General features: G+C 44.5%; 15 protein-coding genes and 1 pseudogene. 4 read left to right on the forward strand and 12 right to left on the reverse strand.

The window, feature by feature from the left end; translation table 11 throughout:
• A complete protein-coding gene (locus MSG35_RS10230) occupies nucleotides 1-600 on the reverse strand; it encodes a tRNA-uridine aminocarboxypropyltransferase (RefSeq protein ID WP_081230556.1) in 600 nt (199 codons plus the stop codon).
• A 9-nt stretch (nucleotides 601-609) separates the two neighbouring features.
• Between MSG35_RS10230 and rrtA the strand changes: the two genes are divergently transcribed.
• Nucleotides 610-1158: a rhombosortase gene (gene rrtA / locus MSG35_RS10235; RefSeq protein WP_061039305.1), complete on the forward strand. Its 549-nt coding sequence runs from the start codon at nucleotides 610-612 to the stop codon at nucleotides 1156-1158.
• On the opposite strand, the gene MSG35_RS10240 is transcribed toward rrtA, so the two are convergent.
• The 8 genes and pseudogenes from MSG35_RS10240 to MSG35_RS24095 all read right to left on the reverse strand — a co-directional run.
• Entirely contained in the window at nucleotides 1149-1448 is a 300-nt protein-coding gene (locus tag MSG35_RS10240) for a helix-hairpin-helix domain-containing protein (RefSeq protein WP_248383838.1), read from the reverse strand. The genes rrtA and MSG35_RS10240 overlap by 10 nt on opposite strands.
• Before the next feature lie 225 nt (nucleotides 1449-1673).
• Nucleotides 1674-3539 (reverse strand): peptidylprolyl isomerase, encoded by a 1866-nt coding sequence (gene ppiD, locus MSG35_RS10245; RefSeq protein ID WP_048607903.1) that lies wholly within the window; start codon nucleotides 3537-3539, stop codon nucleotides 1674-1676.
• 218 nt (nucleotides 3540-3757) lie between these two features.
• Nucleotides 3758-4051, reverse strand: coding sequence for an HU family DNA-binding protein (locus MSG35_RS10250; protein ID WP_012604504.1), 294 nt, complete (start codon nucleotides 4049-4051; stop codon nucleotides 3758-3760).
• A gap of 168 nt (nucleotides 4052-4219) precedes the next feature.
• Nucleotides 4220-6571, reverse strand: a complete 2352-nt coding sequence (gene lon, locus MSG35_RS10255) for an endopeptidase La (protein WP_019824784.1) — start codon at nucleotides 6569-6571, stop codon at nucleotides 4220-4222.
• 132 nt (nucleotides 6572-6703) lie between these two features.
• Entirely contained in the window at nucleotides 6704-7984 is a 1281-nt protein-coding gene (clpX, locus tag MSG35_RS10260) for an ATP-dependent protease ATP-binding subunit ClpX (protein ID WP_009847283.1), read from the reverse strand.
• Nucleotides 7985-8065: 81 nt separating this feature from the next.
• Nucleotides 8066-8692, reverse strand: coding sequence for an ATP-dependent Clp endopeptidase proteolytic subunit ClpP (gene clpP, locus MSG35_RS10265; RefSeq protein WP_004736080.1), 627 nt, complete (start codon nucleotides 8690-8692; stop codon nucleotides 8066-8068).
• A gap of 105 nt (nucleotides 8693-8797) precedes the next feature.
• Nucleotides 8798-10096, reverse strand: coding sequence for a trigger factor (gene tig / locus MSG35_RS10270; RefSeq protein ID WP_017106221.1), 1299 nt, complete (start codon nucleotides 10094-10096; stop codon nucleotides 8798-8800).
• Nucleotides 10097-10390: 294 nt separating this feature from the next.
• A pseudogene (locus tag MSG35_RS24095) lies at nucleotides 10391-10573 on the reverse strand (hypothetical protein); the annotation flags it as partial.
• Nucleotides 10574-10736: 163 nt separating this feature from the next.
• Between MSG35_RS24095 and MSG35_RS10275 the strand changes: the two are divergent.
• From MSG35_RS10275 to MSG35_RS10285, 3 genes are all read left to right on the forward strand, one after another.
• Nucleotides 10737-12575 carry an ATP-binding protein gene (locus tag MSG35_RS10275; protein ID WP_248383839.1) on the forward strand — a complete coding sequence of 613 codons (1839 nt, stop codon included), beginning with the start codon at nucleotides 10737-10739 and terminating at the stop codon, nucleotides 12573-12575.
• Between the two features lie 10 nt (nucleotides 12576-12585).
• Entirely contained in the window at nucleotides 12586-13935 is a 1350-nt protein-coding gene (locus MSG35_RS10280) for a sigma-54 dependent transcriptional regulator (RefSeq protein ID WP_248383840.1), read from the forward strand.
• Nucleotides 13936-14013: 78 nt separating this feature from the next.
• Nucleotides 14014-14187, forward strand: coding sequence for a hypothetical protein (locus tag MSG35_RS10285; RefSeq protein ID WP_167542298.1), 174 nt, complete (start codon nucleotides 14014-14016; stop codon nucleotides 14185-14187).
• A gap of 45 nt (nucleotides 14188-14232) precedes the next feature.
• On the opposite strand, the gene MSG35_RS10290 is transcribed toward MSG35_RS10285, so the two are convergent.
• The 3 genes from MSG35_RS10290 to MSG35_RS10300 form a co-directional block, all read right to left on the reverse strand.
• A complete protein-coding gene (locus MSG35_RS10290; RefSeq protein ID WP_017060625.1) occupies nucleotides 14233-15594 on the reverse strand; it encodes a TRAP transporter large permease in 1362 nt (453 codons plus the stop codon).
• Between the two features lie 2 nt (nucleotides 15595-15596).
• The gene (locus tag MSG35_RS10295) at nucleotides 15597-16352 is read right to left on the reverse strand and encodes a TRAP transporter small permease (protein WP_048607896.1); all 756 of its coding nucleotides are present in this window, start codon (nucleotides 16350-16352) and stop codon (nucleotides 15597-15599) included.
• 64 nt (nucleotides 16353-16416) lie between these two features.
• Complete coding sequence (locus MSG35_RS10300; protein ID WP_248383841.1) at nucleotides 16417-17412, reverse strand: TRAP transporter substrate-binding protein; 996 nt, start codon at nucleotides 17410-17412, stop codon at nucleotides 16417-16419.
• Nucleotides 17413-17689: the final 277 nt, after the last annotated feature.

The raw sequence follows: 17689 nt of genomic DNA on the forward strand, positions 1-17689 counted from the left end.
TTAATCTAAGTAGTTTTTCTCAAACACGCCCGGCGGCATTTGATTGATTTGAAACTGAATCATTTGGTCAAATGCCGTTAGCAAAGGGCTAAAGTCGCCATCACTCTCTAACAAGCTAAGTAAATGATAGCCAGCTTCAACGGTTGAAAGGCTATTTTCACTGGGTGCTTTGCGAATTCGGTAATTACCCTTGAGATCTTTCGGTAAATGAACCGTGTTCAACGCATGCAAGTTACTCGATACTTGCCACATCTTGAATGCTTTCTTCCACGTGCCATCCAATAAAATCACACGCAGCTTCTTATTGGGAGATGTCGCCGACTCAACTGAAACAGAATTTTCGCTTGGGTATAAAATCACATGTTGGTACTGTTCATCGGCCAGCAATGCGTTGAGTTGTTCATTGTCTGAAAAGTCTTCACCGACAAGCGTCACGCTGTTATTTAGAGACAACGAGAGAATACGCGCCGTTCCCATCGGACGATGCTCTTCTGATGGGTGCTGAAGAATGATAAGCTCAACATTCGATTCGAGTGGTGTAACCCACTGACAAATACAAGCTTTCAAAGCCTTGCTGCATTGGGGGCAATAACGAGACATGGATTTAATGTGTACCCTGTTTTAATTTTCACTTCACTTTTATGCGTCTTATTCCAATTTGAGCCAATACAAGCTTGGGTCGTTTGGGATAGCAATGCGATTGCCGAAGGGCAATGGTGGCGAATCCTAACAGGAAACTTTTCACATACCAACTACTCGCATCTTCTGATGAATCTAGCAGGCTTGTGGATCATCAGCTACCTGTTTCAACCGAGTAAAAAACAGCTTGTTGTTGCTTTGCTTGTGATCAGTTTAGTGACCGGCGTCTCTCTGTTATTTTCAAGCATTCAGATCTACGTTGGCCTATCGGGCACTTTGCATGGGTTATTTGGCTTGTTCGCGCTCAGAGAGGCTTTAAACGGCAGGAAATCTAGTTGGCTGTTAGTGTTCGGATTGGTCGCTAAAATCGCTTGGGAGCAGCTTATTGGTCCTTCTAGTACGACTGGCGAACTGATTAACGCTCGCGTAGCAATTGAAGCCCACCTAGCAGGTGCACTGGCTGGAGGCTTCATAGCTGTCGTTTCATTTCTAATGAATAAAAAAACGGATCAAAGCTGAATTCTTTCGCGATTCTTTTCAACCGTCGCTTCACCTATTCCTTTGACACTCACCAAATCATCAGCAGTCGTAAATGCCCCGTTCTGATCTCTGTAATCGACGATCTCTTTGGCTTTCTTATCACCCACACCAACCAATAGTGCTGAAAGTTCTTCTGCTGTCGCGGTATTGATGTTGACCGTAATCTCAATGCCATCGTAAAGCTCAGCCTTAGTTGGGCTGTCTGCAAACACGGCAGGGCTTAAGAGCATCAGAAATAAAAGAATTAGTGTTGAATATATCGTGCGCATAAATCGTTCCTTTGTTCAAAAAACGTAACTTATGCATTTGCCGCGCTAGATAACACAATCACCAGATAAAAATAAAGCGGGTCACCTAAGTGACCCGCTTCGTTATACATCTTATTTTCATCAGCTTGTTTGTTGGCTCACAAATCTGAATTAGAGCCTAACAATCATGTGTTGATTCTCAGTAGTAAACTCTAACTTGAGCTTGCTACTGAGGTAATCACACGCTTACTGACCTTGACCCACTACGTAGTATTCAACGTCTGCGTTTTTACGAAGTACGTTTAGTACGTTAGTCAGATCTTGTTGGTTACCAACTCGCTCCAACTGTGCACCAATTTGAGTGCTGTAAGCTGGGTTGATTTCAGCAGTCACTTTAGAAAGCTCAACAACAACGATGTTACCGTCTTGGTCTTTAGATTGACCGAACACAGCTTGGCCTGCTTCTGGTTTCGCTAGAGCGAATACAGATGCCGCTAATGGCGAGTTACGGTCAATCGTTTCAAGTTCAGTGAACTCAAGGTTGTTGTCCGCTAGTACTGCTTCATTGCCTTGCTCAAGTTCGTTCACTAGAGAAACACCTAGCTCAACCGCTTGTTGCTCTGCTTGTACAGCAGACAATGCAGCAACAACTTGATCTTTCACTTCAGCTAGAGGAAGAACTGTCTCGTCACGAGTCTCTTCTACACGAACAACAATTACGTGCTCAGGTGCAACTTCGATAACTTCAGAGTTTAGACCGTCTTCTTTCACTTCAGGGCTCAAGATAGCTTGCATAACTGCAGGCGTCATCAGAACTTCTGGAGCGTCAACTTGAGAGATGAAATCTGTCGTTGTGATCTTAGCGTTGATTGCTTCTGCAGAGTCATCTAGAGAATCTGGGAATTCAAACGCTACTTTTTCTAGCTCAGTTTGTTGCTCGTAGAATTGATCAACTGCGTGTTGGTCTAGAAGCTCTGTCTTAATCTCTGCCGCTACTTCAGTGTAAGGCTGAGCTTGAGACGCTTTTAGTTCGTCTAGCTTGATGATGTGGTAGCCGAAATCAGATTTAACTAGGCCAGTCGTATCACCAATATTCTCAAGAGCGAAAGCCGCGTCTTCGAATGCTGGGTCCATAACATCGCGTTCAATCCAACCTAGGTCACCGCCAACGTCTGCACTACCGAAGTCGTCAGATTTCTCTTCTGCTAGCGTAGCAAAATCAGCGCCTGCATTTAGCTCGTCTAGGATTGACTGAGCTTTCGCTTCGTCGTCGCCTTGAACTAGGATGTGGCTAACTTTACGTTGCTCTTCAGTTGAGTACTTGTCTAGGTGCTCTTGGTAGTATTTCTGTGCTTCTTCATCGCTTACTTCAAGCTGAGACTTAAGCGCTTCAGCAGAAAGCTCAATGTAAGATACCTTAGCTTGCTCTGGACGAGTGTAAGCTGCTGGGTTCTCTTGGTAGTACTGTTCGATTTGCTCGTCAGTTAACTCGATGCCTTTTGCAAGGTCAGCAACAGACAGTGTCACTGTGCGAATATCACGAGTTTGAGCGATAAGCTTGCTCTGAGTATCGATTTCGCCCTGAAGAACGAATTCACTGCCTTGAAGTGCAGTCACAAGCTGGTTGCGCATTAGGTCACGACGCATGTATTCAGCGAAGCTCTCTGCGCTGAAACCTGCACGACGTAGTGCTGCTTGGTAAACTTCTTGGTCGAATTGACCAGCCGTTTGGAACTGAGGCATTTCTAGAATCATGGTACGGATTTGAGAATCACTGATTCGTAGGCCTAGAGACTCAGCTTGCTGCTCAAGCAGTACGTCGTTGATCATGCGATCAAGTACTGATTTACGGAAAGACTCTACGTAAGCAGGGTCTGCAAGCATTTGCGCGAAGTAATCGCCAAGTTGAGACTGCATACGGTTACGTTCGTTTTGGTAAGCCTGTTCGAACTCACCACGAGCAATTTCTGTGTTGCCAACTTTAGCTGCTGCGTTGTTACCGCCACCGGTGATGTAGCTGCCTACACCTGCGAATACGAATGACAGGATAATCAACCCAAGGATAATTTTTACCGCGATGCTATTCACGCCTTCGCGTAATCGATCCATCATAATTTAAGTGCTCTCCGGATATGAAGCATTGGCTTCAAAATAAAAATCTATTCACGCGATATTATCAGAAAAAGAAATGCGCATCAGTAGGATGCGCATAATTTAAATAAGTTCAATGTGCTTTGTACACATACTGTTTAAGAATGAAACATCATTTTTCAAACAGTAAACGCATTTTACTGCCTTCCCCTCTTAAATGGAGGTTTCAGCAGTGAAAATTAGTTACATGCGTCTTTAAGTGCTTTACCCGCTTTGAAGCCAGGTACTTTAGCTTCTGCGATTTGGATCTCTTCACCAGTCTTTGGGTTACGACCTGTACGAGCAGCACGAGTACGAACACTGAAAGTACCAAAGCCAACAAGTGCAACTTGGTCGCCTGATTGTAGCGTTGTGCCAACTGCTTCGATGAATGCGTCTAGAGCGCGGCCAGCTGAAGCTTTAGAGATGTCTGCGTTTTCTGCGATTGATTCTACTAGTTGTGTTTTATTCACTGTTTTTCCCCTATGTGTCATCTGTGACTACTTCTGATGACTGTACGTTCCATTTTGGTTTTAATTTAGCCGCAAGCCTTATTGCAAAAGGGCTGCCGCTTTGATCAATAACTTAGCGTCCAAAAAAAACGCTGACAAGCCTTTTCGGGCCTATCAGCGTAATTCTTTACTTATTTTTGCTATGCATCACTATTTTTTCACGTCAAACTCGACCCCTGACGGATCTCGTTCTAGCGCTACTTTGAGTACTTCATCAATCCACTGAACCGGGATCACCTTCAAGTCAGCGATTACGTTGTCTGGAATCTCTTCCAAATCACGCTCATTGTCTTTAGGAATCAGTACAGTTTTGATGCCGCCACGGTGTGCTGCAAGCAGTTTTTCTTTCAAGCCACCGATAGGTAAAACTTCACCACGAAGGGTAATTTCACCTGTCATACCGACCTCAGCTTTAACCGGATTACCCGTCAAGCTAGAGACAAGTGCAGTACACATTGCGATACCCGCACTCGGGCCATCTTTCGGTGTAGCACCTTCTGGTACGTGAACGTGAATATCGCGCTTTTCGTAGAAATCCGAGTTAATACCCAGTTTTTCTGCACGAGAACGAACCACGGTCATTGCCGCTTGGATCGATTCTTTCATCACATCGCCAAGTGAACCGGTTTGCGTTAACTTACCTTTACCCGGCATTGCTTCAGTTTCGATAGTCAGTAGATCACCACCAACTTGAGTCCAAGCTAATCCAGTCACTTGACCAATACGGTTGCTTTCATCCGCTTTACCGAAGTCATGACGTTGAACGCCTAAGTACTCTTTCAGGTTATCAATGTTAACCGTTACAGACTTAAGGTCGCTGTCTAGCAAGATGTTCTTCACTGCTTTGCGACAGATCTTAGAGATTTCACGCTCTAGGCTACGCACACCCGCTTCACGCGTGTAGTAACGAATGATGCCGATGATTGCAGAGTCTTCAATCTCAATCTCATGAGGCTTAAGACCGTTGCGTTGAACTTGCTTGTCCAATAGGTGGCTCTTAGCAATGTTCAGCTTTTCATCTTCTGTGTAACCAGACAGGCGAATGACTTCCATACGGTCCAGCAGTGGGCCAGGAATGTCCATTGAGTTAGACGTTGCCACGAACATCACATCAGACAGATCGTAATCGACTTCTAGATAGTGATCGTTGAATGCATTGTTTTGCTCAGGGTCTAGAACTTCTAGAAGCGCTGAAGATGGGTCGCCACGCATATCAGAAGACATCTTATCGATTTCATCTAATAGGAACAGTGGGTTCTTAACGCCAACTTTAGACATCTTCTGGATTAATTTACCCGGAAGTGAACCGATGTACGTACGACGGTGACCACGAATCTCAGCTTCATCACGAACGCCACCTAGTGCCATACGTGTGTACTTACGACCCGTTGCCGCAGCAATCGAACGACCTAGCGAGGTTTTACCTACACCAGGAGGACCTACAAGACAAAGGATTGGGCCTTTTAGCTTGTTGATACGGTTTTGTACTGCCAAGTACTCAAGAATACGTTCTTTAACACGCTCTAAGCCGTAGTGATCTTCGTTTAAGATCTCTTCCGCTTTCGCTAAATTCTTTTTAACTTTTGAACGCTTAGCCCAAGGAACGCCAACCATCCAATCAATGTAGCTACGTACTACTGTTGCTTCAGCAGACATTGGCGACATCATTTTCAGTTTTTGCAGTTCTTGCTCAGTTTTCTCACGAGCTTCTTGAGGCATCTTAGAATCTTCGATCTTTTTCTTCAGAGTCTCGAATTCATCAGGTGCGTCGTCCATCTCGCCAAGTTCTTTCTGAATCGCTTTCATTTGCTCATTCAGGTAGTACTCACGCTGAGATTTTTCCATCTGCTTCTTAACGCGGCCACGGATGCGTTTTTCAACTTGCAGGATGTCAATTTCTGACTCCATTTGGCCCATCAAGAATTCCAGACGTTCAGTTACATCTAAGATTTCTAGAACGTGCTGCTTGTCTACCAGTTTAAGTGGCATGTGCGCAGCAATCGTATCAGCAAGGCGAGCCGCCTCATCAATACCGTTCAGAGACGTTAGAACCTCTGGTGGAATCTTTTTGTTCAGCTTAATAAAGCCTTCGAATTGATTGATCGCACTACGAACAACCACTTCTTGTTCTTTTTCGTCAAGTTCTGAGGTAACAACGTATTCGGCATCCGCTAAGAAGAATTCACTTTCTTTGAATTGGTGAATTTTTGCACGCTGCTGACCTTCAACAAGTACTTTAACCGTACCATCAGGGAGCTTTAGTAACTGAAGAATAGTAGCGACTGTACCTACGTTAAATAGGTCGTCGATTGAAGGCTCATCAGTGTCCGCTTCTTTCTGCGCTACAAGTAGTACTTGTTTGTTAGCTTCCATTGCCGATTCAAGGCATGTAATCGATTTTTCACGACCGACAAACAATGGAATAACCATGTGTGGGTAAACCACTACATCACGTAGAGGTAGCACGGGGATTTCGATACGCTCGGAACGTTCCAAGTTCATATATTTCTCTCTTCCGCTTTAACTTATAAAGCAGTATATGGGGCTTAAACGACTGGATTCAATGGAAGAATAAAAAAAAGGAGGTAATTGCTTACCTCCTTTTTCAATTTGAGTGACTTGTCTAAAAAAGACCTACTCTGCAACAGCTGCTTGATTATCTGAGTTGCTGTAAATCAACAGTGGTTCTGACTCACCATTAATTACCGACTCATCAATCACAACCTTGCTTACATCAGTTGAAGATGGCAGTTCGTACATAGTTTCTAGTAGAACACCCTCCAAGATAGAGCGTAGACCACGAGCACCTGTTTTACGGTTCATTGCTTTCTTAGCAATTGCGCGTAGGGCATCTTCACGGAATTCTAACTCTGTATCCTCAAGCTCAAATAATGCTGCGTACTGTTTTGTCAGTGCATTCTTTGGCTCACATAGGATTTGGATTAGCGCTTCTTCATCAAGCTCTGTCAGTGTTGTTGTCACAGGTAGACGACCAATGAATTCTGGAATAAGACCATATTTCACTAGATCTTCAGGTTCTACTTGAGTGAACAATTCACCGATAGTTTTGGTTTCGTCTTTTGAACGCACTTCTGCGCCAAAGCCGATACCTGAACCTGTTTCTACACGCTGTTCAATCACTTTATCTAGGCCTGCAAACGCACCACCACAGATAAATAGGATCTTAGACGTGTCCACTTGCAAGAACTCTTGCTGTGGATGCTTACGACCACCTTGAGGTGGAACTGAAGCAACTGTACCTTCAACAAGTTTTAGTAGAGCTTGCTGTACACCTTCACCAGACACGTCACGCGTGATTGATGGGTTTTCAGCTTTACGAGAAATCTTGTCGATTTCATCGATGTAAACAATGCCGCGTTCCGCTTTCGCTACGTCGTAATCACACTTCTGAAGCAACTTCTGGATGATGTTTTCAACATCTTCGCCCACGTAACCTGCTTCGGTTAGTGTTGTTGCGTCTGCCATTGTGAAAGGAACGTCTAGGAAACGAGCCAATGTTTCAGCCAGTAGTGTTTTACCACTACCAGTAGGACCGATAAGAAGAATGTTACTCTTACCTAGCTCTACGCCTTCAGCTGTCGTATCACCATTACGTAAACGCTTGTAGTGGTTATAAACTGCAACTGCTAGCACTTTCTTCGCGTATTCTTGACCGATTACATAGTCGTCAAGATGCTCACGAATCTCACGCGGCGTTGGCAGCGATTCCGATTCTTTCTTAGGAAGAACATCTTTAATTTCTTCACGAATAATGTCGTTACAAAGATCGACACATTCATCACAAATGTAAACAGAAGGACCTGCGATTAACTTGCGAACTTCGTGTTGGCTTTTGCCACAGAAAGAGCAGTAAAGCAGTTTACCGCTACCACCCTCTTTGCTTTTATCTGTCATTCGCTAACCTCTTAGCCTTAACTCTCTATGCTTGAGTGTATATCAATTTGAATCACTTTGCGTTAAACAATTGCCCTGCAATTATTGACCGCGGTGATTAAGAACTGAATCCACTAAGCCGTATTCTACTGCTTGATCAGCAGACATGAAGTTATCACGATCTGTATCGCGCTCAACAACTTCTAAAGGCTGACCTGTGTGCTCTGCCAATAGTTTGTTTAGCTTTTGTTTGATCGTTAGGATCTCTTGCGCGTGAATTTGAATATCAGACGCTTGGCCTTGGAAGCCGCCAAGTGGCTGGTGAATCATTACACGTGAGTTTGGAAGCACGTGACGCTTACCAGGAGTACCACCCGCTAGTAAGAATGCACCCATAGAGCAAGCTTGACCCATACATACTGTACTCACGTTTGGCTTGATGAACTGCATTGTGTCGTAGATAGACATGCCTGCTGTTACGCTACCGCCAGGTGAGTTGATGTAAAGATAGATATCTTTGTCTGGGTTTTCTGATTCCAAGAAAAGCAGTTGAGCCACGACAAGATTTGCCATGTGGTCTTCCACTTGACCTGTTAAGAAAATGATACGTTCTTTTAATAGACGAGAATAAATATCGTAAGAACGTTCACCACGGGAAGTCTGTTCAACCACCATAGGAACTAGTGCGTCCATAATCGATGGCATTGTATTTTTTTCTTGGTAGCTCATATTCTTATGTCCCTAAAATAAATGGCCCGAATGATTAAATCATACGGACCATTGTTAGCAGAATTGTTGACCGTACGTCAACCTTCTACGTCAGATATTACTATATTAAGCAGGTTGCTGATTCATTAGCTCGTTGAAGCTAACTTCTTTATCAGAAACTTGAGCTTTAGCGATGATTGCATCAATAGCTTGCTCTTCTAGAGCAACATTGCGCATGTTGTTCATCATTTGCTCGTTTTGCTCGTAGTAAGCAATAACTTCTGTTGGATCTTCGTATGCTGTAGCCATCTCTTCGATGATAGCTTTAACTTTCTCGTCATCAGCTTTTAGCTCTTCAGTCTTGATTACTTCACCAAGAAGAAGACCTACAACTACGCGACGTTTAGCTTGCTCTTCGAACAGCTCACGTGGAAGTTGGTCAGCAGCTTCAGTGTTGCCACCGAAACGTTGAGCAGCTTGTTGACGTAGAACACCGATTTCTTGATCGATAAGAGCAGAAGGTACGTCGATGTTGTTTTCGTTAACTAGACCGTCGATAGCTTGCTCTTTGATGCGGTTCTTAACAGCTTGCTTAAGCTCACGCTCCATGTTCTTACGAACTTCAGCTTTAAGACCTTCAACGCCGTCAGCAGCGCCGAACTTAGAAACGAATTCTTCGTTTAGTTCTGGAAGTTCACGAGCTTCAACTTTGTTCAGCTTGATAGAGAACTTAGCTGCTTTACCTTTTAGGTTTTCAGCGTGGTAATCTTCTGGGAAGTTTACGTCGATTTCGAATTCCATACCTGCTGTTTTACCAACGATACCGTCTTCGAAGCCAGGGATCATGCGACCAGCGCCCATCTCTAGTGGGAAGTTCTCAGCTTTGCCGCCTTCAAACTCTTCACCGTCGATAGAACCAACGAAGTCGATAGTTGCACGAGAACCAGCGTCAGCAGCAGCTTCAACTTCAGTCCAAGTTGCTTGTTGCTTACGTAGAGTTTCGATCATCTCTTCAACGTCAGCTTCTTTAACTTCTACTGCTGGTTTCTCAACAGTGATGTTTTCTAGACCTTTCAGCTCAACTTCTGGGTAAACTTCAAAAGTTGCGTTGAATACTAGGTCAGCGCCTTCGTTGTTTTCAACTGGTGCGAAAGTAGGTGCGCCAGCTGGGTTGATTTTCTCTTTAACGATCGCTTCGATGAAGTGACGTTGCATTACTTCGCCCATCACGTCTTGACGTACTGCTTTGCCGTACATTTTAGCAACCATCTTCATTGGCACTTTGCCTTTACGGAAACCATCGAAACGACGGTTTTTCGCGATGTTGCGTAGTTCAGCTGTAACTGCATCTTCGATGTTAGCAGCAGGAACAGTAATATTAAGACGGCGCTCTAGGCCTTCTAGCGTTTCAACAGTAACTTGCATTATATAAACCTCAAAACTGGCTCAGTAATCTGAGCATATGAGCCGTAACTTAGCTTTAATTCAAAAGCAGACGTTGTTGGCTGCATCCTTGTGTAGTGCTCTATCCGAACACCTAATTTAAAATCGAGCATTGATGTCTGAATTGATTATTCAACCAAACACCAGACTAATCAGCGATATCTTCGTTCTTCACACGTCGATTAAAACGCAATAAAGCTTGTTTTCAGAAACAAGAAAGGTATCTCCGATTAGCCTCAGGACAGAAATTTTAGACGCGACATTCTAGCGATCTGTTTAATCTCTGTCGAGCCGTTCACCTCTGCATGATGATGAATGCTCTAAATTCGTCCAACTAAGTGATATAAAAACGATCAAATCATCACTTAGCACAACAGAAATGGGGACAATAGCGACTTTTTCAAGGGAATCGAGGGCTTTTTTTGCTAAAAACCTTAAAAAGAGATCTTGCTCTTGTTTTACCCCTCAGAGTCGATAACTTTTTCAACAATCCCCGTTACAAACCCTTAACCTACACCCATCTGTTCACTCTCTGCTTTCAGCAAAAACTACCGCTATTTGCTACCATAAACGAGAGAAGACAGGCTTGATTGTTTACCAAAGAAATTAGCGGAGAGCCTTCATGTTTCAAGCTTTTAGAATCCCAATACTATTAATGGCCACATACAGTTTACTGATGGTGTTTGGCGGTCATTGGGTGTGGAGCACAAGCCATGAAAGTTTGTTAAATGATCATCAATCTAAGCTGGACCGTTTTTCTGTTCATATTTCAAGCCAATTGGATAAGTTCGCGCACATTCCCGAGCTGCTTTCAAAAGACAAAGAGCTGGTCGATGCCTTGCACTCTCCAAGTAACTCTGCGCAAATCGAACTCACTAATCGTTATCTAGAGCACGTAAACTCGGTGATTCAAGCATCCGACACCTACCTACTAGACAGTATCGGCACCACCATTGCAGCCAGTAACTGGAATCAACCGCGTTCTTTTATTCGTCGTAACTTTGCTTTCCGCCCCTACTTTCAAGAAGCGATTATTGGCAATGAAAATCAATATTTTGCGCTAGGTTCAACCTCTGGAAAGCGAGGGTATTATTATTCTTACCCCGTCTCCTATGCCGCCGAGATTATTGGCGTCATTGTCGTAAAGATGGATTTATCGCTGATTGAAGCAAGTTGGAAAGGCAAACAGAGTTTTTTTGTTGCTGACGATAAAGATCAAATTGTATTTATGTCGAGTAACCCTGAGTGGCTGTTCAAAAGCCTTCAGCCGCTAAGCGAAGCACAACACACTCGAATTCAAGAAAGCAGGCAGTATCTCGATACAAAAATAGAAAGCCTGCACTTCTCCGGCGATTTAGACAGTGCCACCAGTCGTATTGAATCGCCACACAAGCTCGTCCAAGAGCAGTTCTTTAGCTCTTCGCGTTTCCTAGCCGAACCAAAACTCACCATACGGGTATTTTCTCCGACCCACTTAGTGTGGTGGGACTTGGTTGCTTACCTTGTGGTTTTGAGCCTTATTTTTGCGATTATTTATCTAACGATGCAGCTCAACCACCATAGACAACAGAGACGAGCACAGATAGACAGGCTGCAATCCGAAGCCAAGCAAAAACTCGAATTTCAAGTGCTTGAGCGTACATCGGAGTTGCATGTAGAGATCAAACACCGTATCGAAACCGAGCATGTGCTGAGGCAAACCCAAGACGAGCTCATCCAAGCTGCCAAACTGGCAGTGCTAGGGCAGATGTCAGCGAGCATCAGTCACGAACTGAATAACCCGCTTGCCGCAATTCGCAGTTATGCCGACAACGGCCGACTGTTTCTTGCCAAAGAAAAAACCGATCGTGTCGATGACAATCTATCGCGAATCTCGGCACTCACTGATCGTATGGCCAAAATCAGCCACCAGCTTCGCTCCTTCGCCAAGAAATCGACCGCAGAAGAGCTACACACCTTACAAATACTCCCAGTTTTACATTCATCGAAAGAGCTGATGAAGCCACAACTTAAGAGTGAACGAGTTAAGGTCAACGAACTCCCTGAAACCTTTGATGCTTGCGTACTCGCCAACGCCATTCAACTGGAACAGGTGATCATTAACCTGCTAACCAACGCGATTCAGGCGATGGAACAACAAGACGACAAACAATTAGCTATTCTGTTAGAGATTAGAGAGTCCGACCATCAACAAGCCAATACCTTGCTGATTCATGTCGATGATAACGGCCCCGGCTTCACCTCCCCCTCTAACGGAAACTTTTTTGAACCCTTCCATACCACCAAGAAAAACGGACTTGGACTTGGGCTATCGATTTCTCAACAAATAATCAGCGGAATAAATGGCAAACTCGTTACCGGTAGCAGCCCTCACGGTGGTGCTCGATTCAGCATAGAGCTGCCCCTTGTTGAACAAGAACAGCAAGCAAAACTCAGCAATAACCAGAATACAAAGAAGTAAAGGAATCACTATGTGTCACGTCTATTTCATTGATGATGAATCCGATCTAAGAATGGCGATTGAACAGAGCTTCGAGCTCGCCGACATTGATGCCGAATTCTTTCCCGATGCGGAGTCTGCTCTGCTCGCGATTCAAGAAAACGGCTTACCTCACGTGATCATCACTGATATCTGTTTACCGGGCCTATCCGGGCATGACCTGCTCAACACCGTGATGCACAAAGACAAAGAGATCCCCGTGATCATGATTACTGGTCACGGCGATATTTCGATGGCCGTTCAAGCAATCCAATACGGCGCCTATGACTTCATTGAAAAACCTTTCGCTAATGAACGCCTAATCGAAACCACCAAGCGAGCGATAGAAAAACGTCAGCTCACCCTTGAGAACCTTGAGTTAAAACGTTCACTCAAGGCCAGCCAAGCGCTTGGCCCAAGGATCATTGGTGACACGCAATCAATGACGGAGCTGCGGTCTATCATCACTCACGTTGCCGATACCAATGCCGACATATTGCTATTTGGCGAAACAGGCACCGGCAAAGAATTAGTTGCACGTTCTCTACATGAACAAAGCAGCAGGCGAGAACAAAACTTCGTTGCGGTCAATTGCGGCGCGGTCCCTGAAAACCTAATTGAGAGTGAACTGTATGGCCATGAGAAAGGGGCATTCACTGGCGCTGAAAGTAAGCGAGTGGGTAAATTTGAATTTGCTCAGGGCGGAACTCTATTCTTAGATGAAATTGAGTCCATGCCGATGCAAGCACAAATTCGCCTGTTGCGCGTCTTGCAAGAACGTGTCATCGAAAGGGTTGGGTCTAATGGTTTAGTTCCTCTAGACATTCGAGTGATTGCGGCAACTAAAGTCGACCTAAAGAAAGCCGCTGAAGAAGGCTCTTTCCGCCAAGATCTCTATTATCGACTCAATGTTGTGACCCTAGATTTGCCACCGTTAAGAAGCCGACAAGAAGATATCCCAGCACTCTTCCACCACTTCTTACTGGTCGCTGCAGCACGTTATGGCAAGACAGCCCCAGCCCTTCCACAAAAGGAGCTGCATACCCTTTTAGCTCATGATTGGCCGGGAAATGTTCGAGAATTACGTAACACTGCAGAGCGTTTTGTGCTTTTAGGTAAGCTTTCTCACTTATCAGACAGCGCCACTGAAACTACTCAAGAGCTGTCTTTGGCAGAATTGGTATCTGACTTTGAAAAAAACACGTTGAAGCAGGCACTTATTGAATGCAATGGCAGTATAAAAGAGACCATGGAGAGGCTGCAATTACCGAGGAAAACCCTCTACGATAAGATGCAAAAACACCAGCTCACGAAAGAATCTTATAAGGTAGAACCAAACTAAATTAGATTTGGGAGCAAGATCACCTATACTTATTTCAATAACAGGATGTTATGCAATAAATGTAATAAGGAAGTCGTTATGGGTGAGAAAACAAAAGTGCCATCGATTACCGATACTTTCGAAATAGATGGTATTTTTTATACTGACAATCATGTTGATCTATACACGCCAGAATTAGAGGCAAAACGCGCTCTGTATGAGCAGATAGACCATCATTCAAATCGTGGCAGAAATATAGATGAGGAGGTCTAGTGACCTCCTCATTTTTTATGGGTTAAATTCCATGTCACCAAATAACTACTTGGTTATGATTTCCGGTCCCATCAATGTGGTCGGCAACCATGTTGATACCCAAGGCACGTAAGTGACGATAATCAAGAATAAGAACATCACGCCAACCCATGGCAGTGCGGCTTTTACTACGTTCATCATCGACATCTTCGCGACCCCTGCGGTCACAAACAAGTTGAGCCCGACAGGCGGCGTTATCATCCCTATCTCCATGTTCACCACCATCATGATACCAAGGTGAATTGGGTCGATACCGAGCGCAATAGCGATTGGGAATACCAATGGTGCAACGATGATCAGCAAGCCTGATGGCTCCATGAACTGACCACCAATCAAGAGTAAAACGTTTACCACAATCAAGAAGGTGATCGGACCTAAGCCCGCAGATAGCATAGACTCAGTGATCATTTGAGGGATGCGTTCTTCGGTCAGTACATGCTTAAGAATCAGAGCGTTGGCAATGATAAACAGCAGCATGATCGTCAGCTTGCCAGCATCGTAAAGTGTGTCTTTAGTATCTTTATGGAAGAAAGTTTGGAACACTTTTACCAAAGCAGGCTTTGTATTGTTCTTGTCCGCAAACGGCCCCATATCTTTATAGATAAAGTTGGCGATAAAGAAGGCATACACCGCAGCCACTGCCGCCGCTTCTGTCGGAGTAAAGATGCCACCGTAGATACCACCTAAAATGATGACAATCAGCAGCAAACCCCAGCTCGCATCTTTCGCGGCTGCGAACATCTCGCCCCAACCCACAAATGGCTGCGCCGGAATCTTCTTAATACGAGCTGCAATGTAGATAGCAATCATCAGCATCACACCCGCCAACAGGCCAGGGATCACGCCACCTAAGAACATACGACCTACCGATACATCGGTCGCCGCCGCGTATACCACCATCACGATGGACGGTGGAATCAAGATACCCAAGGTACCCGCGTTACAGATAACCCCTGCCGCGAACTCTTTTGAGTAGCCGTTTTTGATCATACCTGCGATAACGATACTACCGATCGCCACTACCGTTGCAGGAGATGAACCAGAAAGGGCTGCGAACATCATACATGCCACAACCGACGCCATCGCCAAGCCGCCGCGGAACCAACCCACCATCGCGATAGCAAAACGGATAATACGTTTCGCCACGCCACCAGTAGACATAAAGCTAGAGGCCAAGATAAAGAAAGGAATCGCTAAGAGTGTGTAGTGGCCTGCAAAAGCATTAAACAGCGTTTGTGCGACTGAAGCTAATGACGCATCTGAATGCATCAATAAGAATATTACGCTCGATAAACCGAGGGAAATTGCAATTGGTACACCGACCAACATGAAAGCAATTACCATTAAAAATAGAAATAACATTGCCATGATTAGTCTTCCTTACCGTTAGATTTTGTACTCGACTCATTCGCTTTGTTCTGCGGAGTCGAATTCAATACCGCTGTTGCATCTTCGTCAGAGCCCGCTAGCACGTCCGCTTTCAATGCATCCAGCTCTTCTTCGGCTTCGTGTCCTGCAATCATGCGGTCAAGCTTGCCTGTGACGACTTGGTAAGCAACTTGAGCAAAACGAAACGTCAGCATTGCCATACCAATCGGCAGCGCCATATAAGGAATAAAACGTGGCAGTTTCTCGTATCGCTCGCCTTCATTCAGCCAGTCAGCAAGAAACTGAAGCATCTCTGGCATTGGAATATCGTCGGTCTCGTACCATGCGCGATCGGTCGCGAATGGGTACCAATAATTCCAAGAACCGATAAGAAGTAAGATTGAAAATGCTAGGCAGCTTGTCACGGCGATGAGCGCATACACTTTGCGTAGCTTTTCTGGGGCAAGGTTGATAATCACATCAACACCAATGTGGAAATGTTTTTTAACGCCATAAGATGCGCCCACTAACACCATCCAAGCAAACATGAACACGGTCAGTTCCAGTGCCCATAAGATGTTGTCATTAAATGCGTATCGAAATACCACGTTGGCAAAAGTAAGTAGCGTCATTGCGCCAAGAAAAAATGCGATTAATGACTCTTCAATCACATCCGTAACTCTTCCGACTTTGGAAAAAAGAGAGGTTTCCAGTGCTGATTCGCTAGAATTTGGTTGTTCCATTTGAGGCTTTTCCATAATTGACTCCGCTTATAATTGTTTTAATAAGGAGTGACGAATACTCGCCACTCCCTTAGCGGTGTTATTGGTTTGAAGCTAACGCTGCATCGATAAGGTCTGAACCGATGTCTTTTTCAAACTTCTTCCATACTGGTTGAAGTGCAGCTACCCACGCTTCACGCTGTTCAGGCGTAAGTGTACGAACCTCACCACCCGCTTCGATGATGTTGTTTTTGTTCGCTAGGTTAACTTTTGAAGATTCTGCATTACGCGTCTCAGACACTTCTTGAACGATAGTGCCAAGCTGTGTGCGTACATCTTCAGGTAGGTCTTTCCAGAAGTCGTTTGACGTTACAACTAGGTAATCCAAGATACCGTGATTGGTTTCAGTCACGCCGTCTTGTACTTCAAAGAACTTCTTACCGTAAATGTTTGACCATGTGTTCTCTTGGCCATCGATAACCTTAGTTTGCAGGCCACCGTACACTTCTTTGAAAGACATCTTCTGTGGGTTAGCGCCTAGTTGTTCAAACTGAGCCACCAATACATCCGATGCTTGAACACGGAATTTCAAACCTTTTGCATCTTCAGGGCTGATAAGAGGTTTGTTCGCCGACATCTGTTTCATGCCATTGTGCCAAAACGCTAGACCTTGAAGGCCACGACGCTTCATCGCATTCTTCAGTTTTTCGCCAGATTCTGAGTTTTGGAAACGGTCAACGGCTTCTACGTCTTCAAATAGGAAAGGAAGGTCAAAAATGCGGTATTTCTTAGTGAACTTCTCAAATTTAGACAACGATGGCGCCGCCATTTGAACATCACCATTTAACAGGGCTTCCAGTACCTTATTATCATCGTAAAGCGTTGAGTTAGGGAAAACTTGCATACAAGCTTTGCCATTCATTTCCGTGTTTACTCGCTCTTCCAGTAAAGAAGCGGCAATGCCTTTCGGGTGCTTATCCGTATTGGTTACATGACTGAATTTAATCACGATTTCACCTGGATCACAGTTTGCAGTAGCATTAAAACTTGTGAGCGCCAGAGCAGATACAGACAGCAGGGTAAGAGGCTTAAACATTATTATTCTCCTTAGTAAACAAAGCAGCCCTTCAATGGGAACTGCGTGCTTTCACTAAGGCAATTAGCGCGCCACATTAACACAATTCATTAACAAGCCTTTAACCACAAGGCTTCATCAGATCTGCTTGCAGTTGTCGCTAACTCGCTACAAAAATTAATGGGTGGAAAATGACACATAGAATATTTGTAAATGGGTGGAAGCTGACCAATGTAATAGTAATGAATGAGGTCTGACCAAAAGCCACATTACCGATGATGTCTTGAAGTAATTTCGA

Source organism: Vibrio sp. 1CM23M (assembly GCF_023161755.1).
GTDB lineage: Bacteria > Pseudomonadota > Gammaproteobacteria > Enterobacterales > Vibrionaceae > Vibrio > Vibrio coralliirubri.